The sequence below is a fragment of the Arthrobacter sp. 05L417 genome (assembly GCF_056397865.1).
Genome location: NZ_JBFTOG010000001.1, coordinates 43,304 through 59,615, shown reverse-complemented (window position 1 = coordinate 59,615; position 16,312 = coordinate 43,304). Strand labels below are relative to the sequence as shown.

15 protein-coding genes are annotated in these 16,312 nt (G+C 64.8%); 10 read left to right on the top strand and 5 right to left on the bottom strand.

Going from position 1 to position 16,312, the window contains the following annotated elements; genetic code table 11:
* Positions 1-83: 83 nt before the first annotated feature.
* Entirely contained in the window at positions 84-962 is an 879-nt protein-coding gene (locus AC1DJW_RS00250) for a diacylglycerol/lipid kinase family protein (protein WP_459341171.1), read from the top strand.
* Positions 963-970: 8 nt separating this feature from the next.
* Here the strand turns inward: AC1DJW_RS00250 and AC1DJW_RS00245 are convergent, their stop codons facing one another.
* A complete protein-coding gene (locus AC1DJW_RS00245) occupies positions 971-1,390 on the bottom strand; it encodes a hypothetical protein (RefSeq protein WP_390279240.1) in 420 nt (139 codons plus the stop codon).
* A 90-nt stretch (positions 1,391-1,480) separates the two neighbouring features.
* Here AC1DJW_RS00245 and AC1DJW_RS00240 point away from each other — a divergent pair, with 90 nt between their 5' ends.
* Together AC1DJW_RS00240 and AC1DJW_RS00235 are read left to right on the top strand one after the other, a co-directional pair.
* On the top strand, positions 1,481-2,146 hold the full coding sequence (locus AC1DJW_RS00240; protein WP_284754758.1) for a helix-turn-helix transcriptional regulator: 666 nt from the start codon (positions 1,481-1,483) through the stop codon (positions 2,144-2,146).
* A 97-nt stretch (positions 2,147-2,243) separates the two neighbouring features.
* Entirely contained in the window at positions 2,244-3,494 is a 1,251-nt protein-coding gene (locus AC1DJW_RS00235; protein ID WP_459341170.1) for a cysteine desulfurase family protein, read from the top strand.
* On the opposite strand, the gene AC1DJW_RS00230 is transcribed toward AC1DJW_RS00235, so the two are convergent.
* The gene (locus tag AC1DJW_RS00230) at positions 3,491-4,729 is read right to left on the bottom strand and encodes an NAD(P)/FAD-dependent oxidoreductase (RefSeq protein ID WP_476900474.1); all 1,239 of its coding nucleotides are present in this window, start codon (positions 4,727-4,729) and stop codon (positions 3,491-3,493) included. The two genes, AC1DJW_RS00235 and AC1DJW_RS00230, sit on opposite strands and share 4 nt — an antisense overlap.
* A 235-nt stretch (positions 4,730-4,964) precedes the next feature.
* On the opposite strand from AC1DJW_RS00230, the gene mnmA reads away from it, so the two are divergent.
* The 5 genes from mnmA (at position 4,965) to AC1DJW_RS00205 (ending at position 11,927) form a co-directional block, all read left to right on the top strand.
* Complete coding sequence (gene mnmA, locus AC1DJW_RS00225; RefSeq protein ID WP_390279350.1) at positions 4,965-6,086, top strand: tRNA 2-thiouridine(34) synthase MnmA; 1,122 nt, start codon at positions 4,965-4,967, stop codon at positions 6,084-6,086.
* Positions 6,087-6,352: 266 nt separating this feature from the next.
* On the top strand, positions 6,353-7,981 hold the full coding sequence (locus AC1DJW_RS00220; RefSeq protein ID WP_284754753.1) for an ABC transporter substrate-binding protein: 1,629 nt from the start codon (positions 6,353-6,355) through the stop codon (positions 7,979-7,981).
* A gap of 115 nt (positions 7,982-8,096) precedes the next feature.
* The gene (locus tag AC1DJW_RS00215) at positions 8,097-9,185 is read left to right on the top strand and encodes an ABC transporter permease (RefSeq protein WP_284754752.1); all 1,089 of its coding nucleotides are present in this window, start codon (positions 8,097-8,099) and stop codon (positions 9,183-9,185) included.
* Position 9,186: 1 nt separating this feature from the next.
* A complete protein-coding gene (locus tag AC1DJW_RS00210) occupies positions 9,187-10,221 on the top strand; it encodes an ABC transporter permease (protein ID WP_284754751.1) in 1,035 nt (344 codons plus the stop codon).
* Complete coding sequence (locus AC1DJW_RS00205) at positions 10,218-11,927, top strand: ABC transporter ATP-binding protein (protein ID WP_390279232.1); 1,710 nt, start codon at positions 10,218-10,220, stop codon at positions 11,925-11,927. Before AC1DJW_RS00210 ends, AC1DJW_RS00205 begins: the two co-directional genes overlap by 4 nt.
* A 76-nt stretch (positions 11,928-12,003) precedes the next feature.
* Here AC1DJW_RS00205 and AC1DJW_RS00200 read toward each other — a convergent pair whose 3' ends face one another.
* Positions 12,004-12,663: an NADPH-dependent F420 reductase gene (locus AC1DJW_RS00200; protein ID WP_350225163.1), complete on the bottom strand. Its 660-nt coding sequence runs from the start codon at positions 12,661-12,663 to the stop codon at positions 12,004-12,006.
* Between the two features lie 78 nt (positions 12,664-12,741).
* Between AC1DJW_RS00200 and AC1DJW_RS00195 the strand changes: the two genes are divergently transcribed.
* Together AC1DJW_RS00195 and AC1DJW_RS00190 are read left to right on the top strand one after the other, a co-directional pair.
* Positions 12,742-13,128, top strand: coding sequence for a chorismate mutase (locus AC1DJW_RS00195; protein ID WP_284754749.1), 387 nt, complete (start codon positions 12,742-12,744; stop codon positions 13,126-13,128).
* Between the two features lie 4 nt (positions 13,129-13,132).
* Positions 13,133-14,170, top strand: coding sequence for a uroporphyrinogen decarboxylase/cobalamine-independent methonine synthase family protein (locus AC1DJW_RS00190; protein WP_459341168.1), 1,038 nt, complete (start codon positions 13,133-13,135; stop codon positions 14,168-14,170).
* Positions 14,171-14,188: 18 nt separating this feature from the next.
* On the opposite strand, the gene AC1DJW_RS00185 is transcribed toward AC1DJW_RS00190, so the two are convergent.
* Together AC1DJW_RS00185 and AC1DJW_RS00180 are read right to left on the bottom strand one after the other, a co-directional pair.
* A complete protein-coding gene (locus AC1DJW_RS00185; protein WP_390279227.1) occupies positions 14,189-14,923 on the bottom strand; it encodes a DUF4166 domain-containing protein in 735 nt (244 codons plus the stop codon).
* Between the two features lie 52 nt (positions 14,924-14,975).
* Complete coding sequence (locus AC1DJW_RS00180) at positions 14,976-16,268, bottom strand: DUF58 domain-containing protein (protein WP_390279225.1); 1,293 nt, start codon at positions 16,266-16,268, stop codon at positions 14,976-14,978.
* Positions 16,269-16,312: the final 44 nt, after the last annotated feature.

The window sequence follows — 16,312 nt, the reverse complement described above, 5'->3', positions numbered from 1 at the left end:
CCGATCATCACCCAGACCCACCCAGACCCGGCCCACCCAGCCCCGGCCCCGAACGGTTGAACGGATCGCCACGCGGAACGATCGTGCTGGCGGTCAATCCCGCCGCAGCGTTTGGCCGGCATGCCCTAGCCGGGGACGAAGCCGCCCGCTTCCTTCGCGCCGAGGGTCTCGACGTCGTCGTACTTCGGCGCAACAGCATGGACGCCTTGCGGGAAGCGGTAGACGAAGCCCTTCGCGCAGGCGCCGAAGCCTTGGTGGTGGTTGGCGGCGACGGCATGGTCCATTTGGGCGTCAACTCACTTGGCAGGACCGGGTTGCCGCTCGGGATTGTGCCCGTGGGTACGGGGAACGACGTAGCCCGGATGCTTGGACTGCCTTTGCAGGATGTCGAGGGCTCCTGTGCCCGTGTGGTTTCGGCGCTCGCCGACGGTGGGCGGGTGCTCGACGCCGGCCGCATCACCACCGGCGGGCGCACTATTTGGTTTGCTGGAGCCGTATCCGCGGGATTCGACGCTGCCGTCAACGAACGGGCAAACTCCTGGAGGTGGCCCCGCGGAGCACTCCGCTACACCCTGGCGATGCTCCGGGAGCTCGGATCGTTCCGGGCGATCAACTACACGGTGACGGCCGACGGCGTGACGTCGCGGGAAGGTGCCATGCTGATTTCAGTGGCCAACGCCCAATCGATCGGCGGCGGGATGCGCATCGTCCCGGATGCCGCGCCCGACGACGGGTTGCTGGATCTGTTTATCGTCAAGCCGCTGTCCCGGCTGGCCCTCCTCGCGGTCTTCCCGAAGGTCTTTTCCGGCCGGCACACCTCGCACCCGGCGGTTGAAATCCGCCGGGTGCGTTCAGTGCGGCTTGCCGCCGAGAACGTGGTGGCCTACGCCGACGGTGAGCGGATCGGCTTCCTTCCCTTGGACGTCGACGTGGTTCCGGGCGCCCTGCGGGTATTGGCCTGACCGGCCGGTCAGTGACGCGAGGCGACGGCCAGGCGGTTGAGCGCGAGTGCGCCCACGAGCAGGCCGAAGTCGCGAAGGGCGACGTCGAAGAAGTTGCCGAGCACCAGCAGGTTCACGATGATGCCCAGAAGCCACACGGCTACCAGGAGCGAGCCAAAGCGTGGCCGGACTGCCACTGCGACGCCGGCGACAATCTCCACGACGCCCACGATGTACATGAAGGTCTGGGCCGGGACCGGAATCACAGAAGTGGCCACGGGCGCCAGGTAGATCGTCCAGTGGGTCAGCAGGTTGGTGAACTTGTCCAGGCCGAAAATGATCGGCGCCACGGTGAACACGGTCCGGAGGAGCAGGAATGCCTGCCGCTGGGGATCGAGGGCCATGCGCGATCCGGTTTTCGCTTGGGCCGGGGATGATGCGATGTTCATGATGCCTTCTTTCTAAAAGTTGATAGTTTGATTTTAGAAAGCCCGAAAGGATTAAGCAATGAGTGTTGATTTTAGAGTTAAGCTGGTTGCATGACCGGACTTCCTTGGCTGCGTCGGCTTTCCGCGCTGGCATCACTCGACGACGGCAACCGCCGCCGCTTGTACGAGCACGTCTGCGGCGCAAGCGACGCGGTCAGCCGCGACGACGCCGCGATGGCTCTTGGGCTTCCCCGCAGCACGGCCTCCTTTCACCTGGACCGGCTGGTCCGTGACGGGCTCCTCAGTGTTGAATTCCGCAAGCTTGGCGGCAAGGTCGGTCCGGGTTCCGGGCGCCCTGCGAAGCTGTACGCGCCTGTCATTGAAGAGATCGGCGCCTCGGTTCCGGAGCGCCATTATGATCTCGCCGGGGAAGTGATGGCCTCTGCCATCCAGGACTTGATGGCGAAGGGTGGCTCGCCCCGCGAAGCTCTCCTCGAAACCGCCTACGCCCGGGGCCGCGAAGCCGGCAGCGCGGAGCCGCATTTCGAAGATGTCCTGGCGAACTATGGTTACAGGCCGGAAGCTGACGAGGACGGCGGGTACTCCTTGGTCAATTGCCCGTTCCACCGGCTGGCCGAAAGCCACACGAGCGTCGTCTGCGCCATGAACGGCGCCTTCCTGAGCGGAGCGGCGGCCGCGTGCGGAATTGCCGAGGACCGGATCGCCGACGACGACCGCGAAGGCCATTGCTGCGCAAGAATCCTTCCGACATCGTGATCCGTCCGGCGGATCAGTCCCGCGGAGAGGAGAGCGGCCGGGGAAGGCACCTTCCGCCGCCGGAGCCTGATTCCGCCTGCCTCGATAGACTTGGGTAGTGCCTGTTTACCTGGACCATGCCGCCACCACGCCCCTTGCCGCCGTCGCCCTCGCAACCATGACCCGCGAGCTGGCACGGACCGGCAATCCGTCATCGTTGCACGCTTCAGGTCGGCGTGCCCGGCGATCCGTGGAAGATGCGCGAGAGGCCATTGCGGCAGCGGCCGGGGCGCATCCTTCCGAGCTCATCTTCACGTCCGGAGGCACCGAGGCAGACAACCTCGCCGTCAAGGGGATGTACTGGGCCCGCCGCGACGAAGACGGCCGGCGCAAGCGGATCCTTTGTTCCGCCGTCGAGCACCACGCGGTGCAGGACACGGTTGAATGGCTTGAACGGCACGAAGGGGCCGAAGCGGTGTGGCTTCCCGTCGATTCCCAAGGCGTGGTGCGGCTGGACGCGGTGCGGGCGGAGATCGAACGTGATCCGGGATCGGTGGCCCTGGTCACCGTCATGTGGGCGAATAACGAGGTGGGCAGCATCCAGCCCGTCAAGGAAACCGTGGAAATCGCCGCCGCCCACGGCATTCCTGTGCACTCGGACGCTGTCCAGGCGTTCGGCTCTATTCCCCTCAGTTTTCGCGAATCCGGGCTCGCTGCGATGTCGGTGTCGAGCCACAAAATCGGCGGACCCGTGGGTGTGGGCGCCCTGTTCCTGGGGAGGTCCACCAAGGTCACTCCCGTCCAGCACGGGGGAGGGCAAGAGCGCGACGTCCGCTCGGGAACCCTGGATACGGCATCGATCGCTGCTTTCGCCGCCGCAGCAGAGTCTGTTGCCCGGAACCTGCCCGCGGAGCGCGAGCGAATCAGTGGCTTGCGGGACAAGATCATTGAGGGGGTCCACGCGGCCATTCCCGAGGCTGTGCTGCGCGGAGCGCCTGGAGACGCCCGGCTTCCGGGCAACGCGCACTTCACCTTCCCTGGCTGCGAGGGCGATTCCTTGCTGTTCCTGCTGGACCTCGCAGGTATTGAGTCTTCCACGGGATCCGCCTGTACCGCAGGGGTCCCCAGGCCATCTCACGTCTTGCTCGCCATGGGGCTTGATGAGGACACCGCCCGGGGTGCACAGCGATTCAGCCTGGGGCACTCCTCGGACGACGCCGACGTCGACGCCCTCCTCAAGGCCCTGCCGGACGCGTATGCCCGGGCGAAGCTTGCCGGAATGGCCGGTCACGAGTCCAGCATCCAGACCGCGGGCACCGTGGCCCGGGGCCACGGTAGCGGTTCTGCAGGCAGCTCGGCGGGCGATTAGGTACCGGGCAACAACTGATCCAGCGGAACGGCAGGATCGGTCAGGCGGTCCACGTCCACCGGAACGCGCCCCGAAATGAGTGCCTTGACGGGCTTTTGTACCCGTTGCTGGTTGACGCTCATGCCGGCCACGATGGCGCCGTCCCGTAGCCAGAAGGCAAGGAAGCTGTTTTCCTCCAACGCGCCGCGGATGACGGGTACTGACCCTGCCGCGAGCGTGGGATATCCCCAGTACTCCATTGAGACGTCGAACTGGTCCGTGTAGAAATACGGGACGACGTCCAGCATCGCATCCTGTCCCAGCATCGCTTTCGCGGCGACCTTGCCGCCGTTGAGGGCGTTGGACCAGTGCTCGCTGCGGTGGTGATCGCCGGTGAAGGGGTGGAGGGCGTTCGCGACGTCTCCGGCGGCGAACACGTCCGGACTGCTGGTCCGGAGCGATGAATCCACCACGATTCCGTTGCGGATATCCAAACCGGCGGCTTCGGCCAAGGCCGTATCCGGAACGACGCCGACGGCCATCACCACGAGGTCAGCAGCGAGGACTTCGCCGGAGTTGGTGACGACGGCGTTCGCCTTGCCCCCGACGCCGGTGATTTCCGCGGCGCTCGCGGGGAGCCGGAACTGCACGCCGTGCTTTTCGTGCAGGCTGCGGAAGAAGCCGCCCAGTTCGGGTCCGATGGCGATGCTGAGAGGTACGTCTTCCAAGCCCAGCAGCGTCACGGTATTGCCGTAGCTGCTCGCGGCCGCGGCAAGCTCCATGCCGATCCAACCCGAACCGATCATCACGACATTCCGGCCTCCGATCGACAGTTCTTCCTTGAGTCGGCGCGAATCATCGAACGTCCGGAACGTCATGACACCCGCAAGATCGGAACCGGGGAGCGGAATCCGGCGCGGCTGCGCCCCCGTGGCGATCAGGAGCTTGCTGAACTGAAGCTCGGTTCCTGATCGCAGCTGTGCCGTGTGGGCGGCAGGATCGGCAGCCGCGACCGCCTCGCCAAGGAGGAGTCCGACGTCGTTCTCCCCGTACCAGCCGGCCGCCAGCACCGGGACGCTATCCTCGCCGGCTTTGCCCAGGAGGAACTCCTTGGAGAGGGGAGGGCGCAAGTAGGGCTGTTCATTCTCGGCGCAGACCATGGTGATGCGGCCCTGGAATCCTTCGGAGCGCAGTGTCTTGGCAGCCGTTGCGCCGGCCAGCCCGCCGCCTGCAATAAGGATGTGTTCGGTGTCCATGGTGACTCGATTCGCGGGGCGTCGGCGGTTCGCATGCGCGGTCCGCGTGTGCGTGAACGCGCGTGCCTCAATCTAAAACTGTTAGTTTTGACTTTAGAATCGTCCTCGACGGTGGTCAAGGCATTTTTGGGGCGGATTCCCGCGGGCGCTAGAATAGTTGGGCGCGCTCACTCTCTTCAGCCGCAATTCTTCTCCCCAACATCAACAGAAAGCCAGCATGCGAGTTCTTGCAGCCATGAGCGGCGGAGTCGACTCCGCCGTTGCCGCCGCCCGTGCCGTCGAGGCAGGGCACGACGTCGTAGGCGTCCACTTGGCGCTGTCCCGCATGCCCGGAACGCTGCGCACCGGCAGCCGTGGCTGCTGCACCATCGAAGACTCCCGCGACGCCTGGCGTGCCTGCGACGTGCTGGGGATTCCCTACTATGTGTGGGACTTCTCGGAGCGCTTCAAGGAAGATGTTGTCCAGGACTTCATCGATGAATACGCCGCGGGCCGCACTCCCAATCCCTGCATGCGCTGCAACGAGCGGATCAAGTTCGCCGCCCTGTTGGAGAAGGCCATTGCCCTGGGTTTCGACGCGGTCTGCACGGGCCACTACGCCAAGGTCATCCAGGACGCGGACGGAAACCCAGAACTCCACCGCGCGGCGGATTGGGCCAAGGACCAAAGCTACGTGCTCGGCGTCCTGACCCACGAACAGCTCAAGCACTCCATGTTCCCGCTGGCGGAGACTCCCTCCAAGGCCGAGGTCCGCGCGGAGGCCGAGCGCCGCGGCCTGTCCGTGGCAAACAAGCCGGACAGCCATGACATCTGCTTCATCCCGGACGGCGATACCGCCGGCTGGCTCGCCGAGAAGATCGACATGACCACGGGCGACATCGTGGACGAGGCTGGAACCAAGGTAGGGGAGCACCCCGGGGCGAACGCGTTCACCGTCGGCCAGCGCCGCGGCCTCAAGCTGGGCACCCCGGCCGCTGACGGCAAGCCGCGCTTCGTACTGGAGATCCGGCCCAAGGAAAACAAGGTGGTCGTCGGGCCCGAAGCCCTGCTGGCCATCGACGAGATCCGCGGAATCAAGGTGTCCTGGGCAGGCCTGCCCATTGCCGAGGTCGCTACCGGCGCCGAGTTCGACTGCTACGCGCAGGTGCGCGCCCATGGCGATCCCGTTCCTGCCAAGGCATCTGTCGAGCGGCACGTCGACGACACCGGCATCGAGCGCGAAGGCCTCGTGGTGACTCTTGTCGATCCCCTCCGTGGAGTGGCTCCCGGGCAGACCATCGTGCTGTACCAAGGCACCCGTGTCCTGGGTCAGGCAACCATCGACGCCGCCCGTTCCCTTCAGCGCGCGGAGCTCTAGGCCCGCGAATTCCGGTGACTTGCTCCCCGGAAAGTCGCGCGCGAAATTGTGAGCGCTAACGGCTTCCGCTCGCTACCGTTCGAAGCGGCGTGCGCCGGTCTGCCTAGCCCACTGCGCGCCAAAAGAAAAGTAAATTTTGTGTCTCAACTCACAAAATCAAACGTTTCACCTGAAAAGCTTCTGATTGAATCGTGGAGTCAGGAGTATGTGCTCCTAGGAAATTACCGACGGCGGTTCGCCGTATCCATCGAACAGAAAGTTCACTGATGGCATTGAACAAAAAAGCCTTGCGAAGCGCTATCGCGTTCGCGGGCATCTCCGTATTCGCGTTGACGGCCTGCACGGGCCCGGCAGGCGGCGGCAGTTCGGCTTCTTCAGCTGCCAGCGGTCCGATCGCATATGGCACCACCGACAAGGTGACTGCACTCGATCCCGCGGGCTCGTACGACAACGGTTCCTTTATGGTGATGAACCAGGTATATTCCTTCCTCCTCAACTCGAAGCCAGGAAGCGCCGACCCCGTTCCCGACCTGGCAGCGTCGGCGTCGTTCACGTCGCCCACCGAGTACACCGTCAAGCTGAAGCCCGGACTCAAGTGGGCCAATGGCCACACGCTGGACTCCACCGACGTCAAGTTTTCGTTCGACCGGCAGCTCAAGATCAACGACCCCGCCGGTCCTGCAAGCCTGCTCGCAAACCTGGACAGCGTCACCACCCCTGACGCCAACACGGCCGTTTTCAAGCTGAAGCTCGCCAACGACCAGACGTTCCCGCAGATCCTCAGCAGCCCGGCCGCGCCGATTGTTGACCACCAGGTCTTCCCGGCCGACAAACTCCTTTCCGATGACGACATCATCAAGGCCAAGGCGTTCTATGGCCAGTACACGATCGACAGCTACAAGAAGAACGAGCTCATCAGCCTCAAGGCCTACCCTGACTACCAGGGTGTCCTAGGCAAGCCGGCCAACGACGCCGCCACGATCAAGTACTACGCCGAGCCCACCAACATGAAGCTGGACATCCAGCAGGGCAACATCGACGTTGCGAACCGAAGCCTCAGCGCCACCGACGTCGACGACCTCAAGAAGGACTCGAAGGTCAAGGTCAACGTTGGTCCCGGCGGCGAAATCCGCTACATCACCTTCAACTTCGACACCATGCCGTTCGGCACCAAGGCAGCCGGTGCCGACCCGGCCAAGGCACTTGCCGTGCGCCAGGCGATCGCCAACCTCGTTGACCGCCAGGCAATCGCGGACCAGGTCTACAAGGGCACCTACCTGCCGCTCTACTCCAACGTCCCCAGTGGCTTCCTGGGCGCCAACGAGTCGTTCAAGGATGCCTACGGAGACAACGGAAAGCCGAGCTTGGACAAAGCCAAGAAGGTCCTTTCCGATGCCGGCGTCAAGGACGTCGTTACGCTGAACCTCCAGTACAACCCGGACCACTATGGCAAGTCCTCGGGCGACGAGTACGCCATGATCAAGGACCAGCTTGAGAAGTCGGGCCTCTTCAAGGTGAACCTGCAGTCCACCGAATGGGTGACCTACAGCAAGGCCAGCCGTGCGGACGAGTACCCGCTGTTCCAGTTCGGTTGGTTCCCTGACTTCAGCGACCCCGACAACTACCTGACCCCGTTCTTCCCGAACGGTGGCTTCTTGAAGAACCACTTCAACGACCCGGCCGTGACGGACCTGATCAACAAGCAGCTGACCACTACGGACAAGTCGGCTCGCGAATCCACCATCAAGGACGCCCAGAACGCTCTGGCAAAGGACATTTCCACTTTGCCGCTGCTCCAGGGTGCCCAGGTTGCCATCTCGGCGAAGGGCGTGAACGGCGTCGACAAGACGCTTGACGCTTCCTTCAAGTTCCGATTGGGAACTATTTCAAAGTAAGCAGCCGGTAGGGGGAGGCGGGTGCCAACAGGTGCTTTGCCTCCCCTTATTGCTGATTGCCTCACATTTTGAGCAAAACCCCGCGCGATCCGCGGGCAATGAACTTTAGGTAGCAATGACAACACTTATAGAGGTGCCCGACGTCGAACCGGACGCGGTCGCTCCCAAGAGTAAATCAGCGGGCGGGGGTCTCGGCAGGTACATCGTGGTCAGGTTCTTCCTGATCATTCCCACGATCTTCATCCTCGTGACTCTGGTCTTCTTCCTCATGCGGGTCATCGGAGACCCCATCACCGCGGCGCAGGGCGGCCGGCTTCCGCCGGATGTCCTGGCACAGCGAATCCACGACGCCGGTTACGACCGGCCGATCATCATCCAGTACTTCGAATACCTGGGCCAGCTGATCACCGGCAACTTCGGCACCACCATCACCGACCGGCGGCCCGTCGTCGAAATGCTGTCGACCTTCGGTGCGGCCACCCTTGAGCTGTCCATCAACGCGCTGATCGTGGCGCTCGCGGTCGGCATCCCGCTGGGCATGATCGCCGCGCAACGGCGCGACAAGGCAACAGACGCCTTCCTGCGCTGCTTTGCCATCCTCTGCTACGCCACTCCGGTCTTCTTCTCCGGACTCTTGCTGAAGCTGACGTTCTCGGTTTGGCTCGGCTGGCTCCCTGTGGCCGGCCGCGTGTCCACCCGCACTGAGCTGACCATGGGCCAACTGGCCGCTCCCACCGGGATCTATTGGCTCGACGCGCTGCGCAGCGGCGATTTCACCGCACTCGGCGACGTCGTGTCGCACGCTGTGCTTCCCGCCATTGCCCTCGGTCTCCTGACCGCCGGTGTCTTCCTGCGCCTTGTCCGGACCAACGTCATCGGAACCCTGGGCAAGGACTATGTCGAGGCCGGCCGTTCCCGTGGCGTGAGCGAGTTCCGGCTCGTGACGAAGCACGCCTACAAGCCGGCGCTCATCCCCATCATCACCGTCATGGGCTTGCAGATCGCCCTGATGCTCGGCGGAGCCGTGCTTACCGAGACCACTTTCGAATGGAAGGGCCTTGGCTACCAACTGGTCCAGTACCTGAACGCCAGGGACTTCGTGGCGGTCCAGGGCATCGTGGTGCTGCTGGCCGTCATCGTCGCATTCACCAACTTCGTCGTGGACGTCGTCGCCGCGCTGATCGACCCGCGAGTGAGGTACTGACATGAGCACCGCAACAATTTCAGGACGGAAGAAGTCCTTCCTGTCCGGACTTCCCGTCATTTCCCATGTCAACAAGAGCGTCGGCCTCCAGCGGGGCATGCTCATCACCGGGCTTGTCCTGACCGGGCTCTTCCTTCTCTCCACCGTGCTCGCGCCGTTCATCGCGCCATACGGCTATTCCCAACTCAGTGACGCTTCCGGTTCGTTCCCCACCCAGGACGCCCCGAGCAGCAAGCACCTGCTCGGCACCACGGTCGGCGGCTATGACGTCCTCTCCCGCGTCCTGTGGGGTTCACAGACCGCGGTGACCGTGATCGTCGTCGCCGTCGCGATGTCCATCTTCCTCGGCGTGGCGCTGGGCCTGCTCAGCGGTTACTTCGGCGGCTGGCTGGACCGGGTGCTGGTAGTCATCGCCGATGCCATTTATGCCTTTCCGTCCCTGCTCTTGGCGATCGTCATGTCGATCGTCATCAGCCGTGGCCAGTCGAGCTTCTGGGGCGGCATCCTCGCCTGCGCCTTCTCGATCACCGTGGTGTTCGTTCCGCAGTATTTCCGCGTGATCCGTGCCGAAACCATCAGGCTCAAGGCCGAGCCCTTCGTGGAATCGGCCATGGTCCTGGGCGCTTCCAGCCTCCGGATCATCACCCGGCACATCTTCAAGAACGCCACCAGGACGCTACCGCTGATGTTCACCCTGAACGCCTCCGAAGCGATCCTGACCCTGGCCGGCCTTGGCTTCCTGGGCTTCGGCATTGAACCGTCCTCGGCTGCGGAGTGGGGCTTCGACCTCAACAAGGCCATGGCGGACGCGTCCTCCGGCATTTGGTGGACCGGTGTCTTCCCCGGTATCGCGATCGTCCTCACCGTGCTGGGCCTGACCTTGGTCGGCGAGAGCATCAACGACCTCAACGATCCCCGCCTGCGCGGTCGCAAGCGTGCCGGAGGCAAGGCCTCCCGTTCCAAGGCCGCGGCAGGAACCGACGGCAAGAACACAGGGGCCACTACCGCTCCTGAACCAGAAGCAGGTAAGGCATGACCACCAACATCGGCAACATTTCGGACCAACCGCTGCCAACCGGGCAGCCTGTCCTGGACATCGAACGGCTCAAAGTCACCTTTGCCACCGACAGCGGCGACGTCTACGCGGTCAAGGACGTCAGCCTCGAGGTCAAAGCCGGCGAAGTGCTGGCGATCGTAGGGGAGTCAGGCTCCGGCAAGACCGTCACGGCCAAGACCATCCTCGGCCTGCTCCCTGAAACGGCCATCAGCTCCGGGGCTGTGCTGATCAACGGCAACAACGTCATCAGCGTCAGCGCGTCCAAACTGCGCAAGATCCGTGGCCGCGACGTGGCCATGGTCTTCCAGGAACCGTCAACGGCCCTGAACCCGGTTTTCACGGTCGGCTGGCAGATCGCCGAAGGCATCCGGGCACACGCCTTGGACGGACACCGCATCTCGGCCAAGGAAGCCAAGAAACGGGCCACCGAAGCCCTGCGGAAGGTGGGCATCCCCGATCCCGAAATCCGCGTCAACTACTATCCCCACCAGCTTTCCGGAGGCCAGAAGCAACGCGTGGTCATCGCAGCCGCGCTCGCCTTGAACCCCGGTTTGATCGTGGCGGACGAGCCTACGACGGCGCTGGATGTCACTGTCCAGGCCGAGATCCTTCAGTTGCTCCGGGACCTGCGGGACAAGTACGGCACCTCGATTGTGCTCATTACGCACAACATGGGTGTCGTGGCCGACCTGGCCGACCGCGTCGTTGTCATGTACCAGGGCGACGTCGTCGAAGAGGCCACCGCAAGGGTCCTTTTCGCCGAGCCCAAGCAGGACTACACCAAGAAGCTGCTGGCCGCGGTACCGCACCTCGGCCGTAACTCAGCGTCCGAAGGGGCCACCGAGCGCCTGCACCAAGGCGGAAAGATCCTGGTTGAGGCCAAGAACCTCACCATCGAGTATCCGGGCCGCCTCGGGAAGCCCGGGTTCAAGGCCGTGGACAACGTGAGCTTCACGGTCTCCGAGAACGAGGTCTTCGGCCTGGTCGGCGAGTCCGGTTCGGGCAAGTCCACCATCGGCCGCGCTATCGCGGGACTCAACAGGGCAACCGGGGGCAGCCTCAAGGTCCTCGGCTACGAAATGCTGGGCTTCAAGGAACACACGTTCAAGCCGCTGCGCAAGGATATCGGCTTCGTCTTCCAGGACCCGGCCGCCTCGTTCAACCCTCACCTGACCATCGGTGAGTGCGTTGCGGAACCGCTGCTCATCCACACCCACCCGAGCCCGGCTCAAGCACGCCTGCGCGTGGCGCAGTTGCTCGAATCGGTCCAGCTGCCGGCGTCGTACGCTGAGCGCTTCCCGCACGAGCTCTCCGGCGGGCAGCGCCAGCGCGCTTCGCTGGCGCGTTCGCTCGCACTCAACCCGCGCCTCCTGATCGCCGACGAGCCGACCTCGGCCCTCGACGTTTCCGTGCAGGCAAAGGTCCTGGAACTGTTCAAGGACATCCAGGAAGAGTTCGGTTTTGCGGCGCTGTTCATCAGCCACGACCTCGCCGTCGTGGACATCCTCTCCCACTGGGTGGGTGTGTTGTACAAAGGCGAGCTCGTGGAGCAAGGGATCGGCAGCCAGATCATGGGCAATCCCCAGCACGACTACACCCGCAGGCTCATTGCCTCGCTGCCCGTGCCGGATCCTGACGAACAGGCCCGACGCCGGGAAGAGCACCGCGCGCTGCTGGGCATCTAGCCCGCCTCCTGCGGCGACCCGCAAGAACACATGCCCGCCCTTCTCCGCGAAGGGCGGGCATGTTCGTTCTACCGGGCTACTCGGACACGATGCTGATGTTGAAGAGCTTGTCCTTCGGCTGGCGCACGAAGATCCGGAGCCACAGCGGCATCCACATCTCAAGGCCGCGCGCGACGTCGAGCCCGCCCAAGTCGTGGATGTGTTCCGGAAGCCAGCCGAACTCCCGAAGGAGCGCGACGACGGTGGCTTTCGCGTCGTCGTCGTTCCCCGCCACGAAGACGTCATGGGCACCATCGGCGAGCCTAAGCGGATCAACCATCAGGGGTGCAGTCAAGGTGTTGAGGGCCTTGACCACACGCGCCGCGGGGAAGGAGCGCTGGATGGTTTCGGCAATGCTGTCGGTATTGCAGACGGACAGCGACGGCGGGAATCCGGCGGAAAAATCCAGCGGGTTGGACACATCCACAAGCACCTTGCCAGCCAGGTTCGCCGCTCCGGCTTCACTCAACGCCGCGAGAGAGACCATGCCCGGGGTTGCGTTGACCACGATCTCGGCCATGGCTGCCGCCTGCGCGAAGGAACCGGAGCTTGCCCCCGGACCCGCCTGCGCCGCCCACTCCGTCCCCTTGGGATTGCCGGCCTCCCGGGAACCCATCATGACCTCGTGGCCTACCGCCACCAATTTGCCGGCCAGGGCATGCCCCACCATTCCGGTGCCAAGAACTGCGATTTTCATGCGTGCTCTCCTTATCATCGGCGCGGACATGCCCATTCTGCCCCTCGGACGGCGGCCAGCACACCCTAGACTGGAGGAATGACCGAGCAGAACCACGCCCTCCCCGACGCCGACTCCTTCGATCCTTCTGCCAGCTCCCTCGCCGGCCGGGTGGACCAGGCCGTCATGGACGAGTTGCTCTCCATCCGCTCAAGCATCGACAACATCGATGCCACCCTCGTCTTCCTCCTCGCGGAACGCTTCAAGGCCACGCAGAAAGTGGGCGTCCTCAAGGCGACGCACAAGCTTCCTGCCGGGGACCCGGGGCGCGAGTCCGCCCAGATTGAGCGGCTCCGCCGGCTCGCCGAAGAAGCGCACCTCGATCCTGCCTTTGCGGAGAAGTTCCTGAATTTCATCATCAGTGAGGTCATCCGGCACCACGAGGCAATCGCCGAAGGCCACCAGGCTTCCATCGCGCAGGCCTGAACACGTGCCTGCCGAAACCGCGCAGAACCAGGTCACCGCTACGGCATTGGGTCCTTGGCCCGGGACGGATCCTGCTGAGGCGGCACGGGTCATCCGTGGCGAGCTGGGCAGCCCGCACCTGCCGTTCCTGGCCGAGCTTCCGGACCGTGGCGTTGGCTCCGACGCCCTCGGCCGGACGGCATCGCTCCTGGTCGAGCTGGCCATCGATGTGCAACCGCACGGCTGGCGCCTGGTGGACCGCCCGGGCAAGGACCTGCGGCGTGCGAAGTCCGCCCTCGCTATGGACATCAACATCCTGGCCGACGTTGCCGGCTCGGAAGAATCCTCCGCCGAGGAACTCAAGATTCAGTTGCGCGGGCCCCTAAGCCTCGCGGCGGGCCTCTACTTGCATAACGGGGAGCGCGCCCTTCTTGACTACGGTGCCCGCAGGGACATCGCTGAGTCTTTGGCCGCCGGCGTCGCCGAGCACGTATCGAAAGTCCGTGCTGCCGTGCCCGGCGCCGGTATTGTGGTCCAGCTCGACGAACCGGACATCTCTTCAGTGTTGGCCGGCACCATTCCCACGGCGAGCGGCTACCGCACGCTGCGCTCCATCCCTGGCGAAGAAGTCACGGGAGCCTGGCGGTTGGTGGTCGACGCGCTGCGGGCCGCAGGGGTGGCGGAGATTGTGGTTTCCGTTCCGGAGATCGAAGCCCCCATCCAGCAGATCCTCGCCTCCGGAGCCGACGGCGTCGCCGTTCCCCTCAAAGCGCTCACCACGCGCCAATGGGAACAGATTGCCACTGCGGTGGAAGCGGGCAAACGCTTGTGGGCCGGCGCTTTGCCCGTAGAGAACCCAAGGGCAACCCTGCCACGCACCGCTGAGCTCGTGGACACCGTCTGGCAGCCTTGGCGCCAACTCGGCCTACCGGCGTCGAGCCTGGGGGCCGTGCGCGTCACGCCGTCGGACGGGTTGGCCGGATATTCGCCGTCGGGAGCCAAAGAGGTTCTGAACCGTTTGACCCAGCTTGCGGACGGGCTGAACCAGCTCGCGCTCGGGTAGCCTGCCGTCCGGCTCCCTCTAGACGCGCCGTTCCCAACGGTCCGGCTCGGCGTAGCGGGGGAGCCCGACGGCGGCGGTGGCGGTTCGCGGGGCTGCCGCGCCGTCCGTCGCGGGCAGCGACGGCGCCAAACGGTAGTCGAAGGATCCCGCGTAGACCAGGACCAGTCCGACGTGTGGCTGGAGCACCTTCACCTGGATCCGATGCTTGCCTTCTGCCGCGTCCCACCACTGCTCGGCATAGGCCTTCGCGTCAAGGGAAGCCGGCAAGGCGAGCCTCAGCGGACCCAGGAACAAACGCGAATCACCCGAGACGCCGCGAAGCCGCCCCTCCGGTGTCACATCCAGATCCAACGCCGTGGCCAGCCTTCGATGCCGGCCCAGATAGTCGACCAGGCGCGTGCCGCCCTCGCTTGTGGTCTCCGCGACGGTGGTGTCGTGGAACAAGCGGGTGTGCCCGGGAAAGAAGATTTCACGCCGGGCCGTGAGGCTGGACCGTCCGAACGGATCAAAATGGGCATGATTTTCGATGCGGAACGGGATGCGCTCGCCGTACTCGGGGAAGAAGGCCTCTTCCCCGGCAACCGTGGCAAGGAGTGGGCGGAGCCACTTTTGCCGGCAACCGACCACCTCGAACACGCCCTCGCCGATTCCGTAGGATCCGGAGCCCGGGGCAAGGGAAAAGTAGTCCTGGAGCTCGGGCTGCAACTGCCGGAACTTGGCGCCCAGCGCCAACTCGTAGATGGGTGTGCTCATGTGCTTTCCTCGGATTCCGGTTGTTGATTTCTGGACTCGGTGCCTGGCCAGGCTACAGGCGCCCGGCAGCCTTCAGCCGTATGTACGCATCCGCCAGGAGCGGCGGCAGTTCCAACGGCTCGGCGTCGACTACCTCCGCCCCGAGCTGGCGCAATTGGGCGCTGACGGCCTCACGGTCCAGCAGGGCACGTTCGGCGGCCGAGGCACGGAAGACCTGGCTCGCCGTCGTGCGTTCTTCCTTCATTCGCCCCAGCAAGGGGTCCCGGACCGATCCGATCAGCACGACGTGCTGACGTACCAGTTGCGCCACCAAGGGAATGAGTCCTTCTTCGGGGGCGCCGCTGTCGAGCGAGGTCAACAGGACCACGAGGGAGCGGTGCGCCGAAATGGCCCGCACCTGGGCCGGGACTTGGGCCCAATCCATCTCGATCAGTTCCGCCTCAAGCGGAGCCATGGCCTGCACCAAGGAGCCGAGGAGGTTGCCCTTCGCCGCTGAATCGACGCGCCCGCGGACGCGCCTGTCGAAGGCGAAGAAGTCCACGCGGTCTCCGCCCCGCTCAGCAAGCACCGCCAGCAGGAGAGCCGCTTCCATCCCCGTGTCCAGGCGGGGCTCGTCGTCGATTCGGGCGGCTGCAGTGCGCGAGGTGTCGAGCATGATCACGACGCGGCGGTCCCGTTCCGGTCGCCAGGTCCGGACGACGACGGCGGTGCGCCTGGCGGTTGCCCGCCAGTCGATGGAGCGCACGTCGTCGCCCCGGACGTAATCGCGGAGGGAATCGAACTCCGTGCCCGCCCCGCGGATCTGGACAGCGGCCTTGCCATCGAGCTCCCGCAGTTTCCGTAGCTTCGACGGCAAATGCCGCTTGGAATGGAACGGCGGCAGGACGCGCAGGCGGCCGGGAAGGGCCACGGTACGTTGCCTGGCGGCCAGGCCGAGCGGGCCGAAGGAACGCAGCGTTACGTGCGGTGCCGTAAGGTCGCCCCGCCGTGTTGGCCTCAGCCGTACCGATATTCGCCGCCGCTCACCAGCCGGGATCTCGACACGCTGAACCGGGGCGAGGGTCCCCGCGGAGGGCTGCCAGGCGTCGCGCACCATTCCGCGGAAGGTCCGCCGGTTGCCGTTTTCCAGCGTCAGGACGGATTCCGTTTCCGAGTTCAGGGTGACATTTCCGAGGTCTGTCCGCTGAAGCATGATCTTGGCGGGCGATGCGGCCAGCAGGAGGTCGGACAACACCAGGGCCAGCAGCACGGCGGTGGTGAGAAGGATCGTAGCCCAGGCGGGAAACAGCACCAAGGGGGCCAACGCGGCGAAAGCCAGCAGCACAAAGCGGCCTGTGATTGCCATTCAGCACCCCTGGATGGTCGTGGACGGGACAGTCATGGGGCACG

Excerpts from the sequence above, each read along its gene's own strand:
- AC1DJW_RS00245 (WP_390279240.1), bottom strand. The coding sequence starts at position 1,390 with ATGAACATCGCATCATCCCCGGCCCAAGCGAAAACCGGATCGCGCATG.
- AC1DJW_RS00240 (WP_284754758.1), top strand. The coding sequence starts at position 1,481 with ATGACCGGACTTCCTTGGCTGCGTCGGCTTTCCGCGCTGGCATCACTC.
- AC1DJW_RS00230 (WP_476900474.1), bottom strand. The coding sequence starts at position 4,729 with ATGGACACCGAACACATCCTTATTGCAGGCGGCGGGCTGGCCGGCGCA.
- mnmA (WP_390279350.1), top strand. The coding sequence starts at position 4,965 with ATGAGCGGCGGAGTCGACTCCGCCGTTGCCGCCGCCCGTGCCGTCGAG.
- AC1DJW_RS00220 (WP_284754753.1), top strand. The coding sequence starts at position 6,353 with ATGGCATTGAACAAAAAAGCCTTGCGAAGCGCTATCGCGTTCGCGGGC.
- AC1DJW_RS00215 (WP_284754752.1), top strand. The coding sequence starts at position 8,097 with ATGACAACACTTATAGAGGTGCCCGACGTCGAACCGGACGCGGTCGCT.
- AC1DJW_RS00210 (WP_284754751.1), top strand. The coding sequence starts at position 9,187 with ATGAGCACCGCAACAATTTCAGGACGGAAGAAGTCCTTCCTGTCCGGA.
- AC1DJW_RS00205 (WP_390279232.1), top strand. The coding sequence starts at position 10,218 with ATGACCACCAACATCGGCAACATTTCGGACCAACCGCTGCCAACCGGG.
- AC1DJW_RS00200 (WP_350225163.1), bottom strand. The coding sequence starts at position 12,663 with ATGAAAATCGCAGTTCTTGGCACCGGAATGGTGGGGCATGCCCTGGCC.
- AC1DJW_RS00195 (WP_284754749.1), top strand. The coding sequence starts at position 12,742 with ATGACCGAGCAGAACCACGCCCTCCCCGACGCCGACTCCTTCGATCCT.
- AC1DJW_RS00185 (WP_390279227.1), bottom strand. The coding sequence starts at position 14,923 with ATGAGCACACCCATCTACGAGTTGGCGCTGGGCGCCAAGTTCCGGCAG.
- AC1DJW_RS00180 (WP_390279225.1), bottom strand. The coding sequence starts at position 16,268 with ATGGCAATCACAGGCCGCTTTGTGCTGCTGGCTTTCGCCGCGTTGGCC.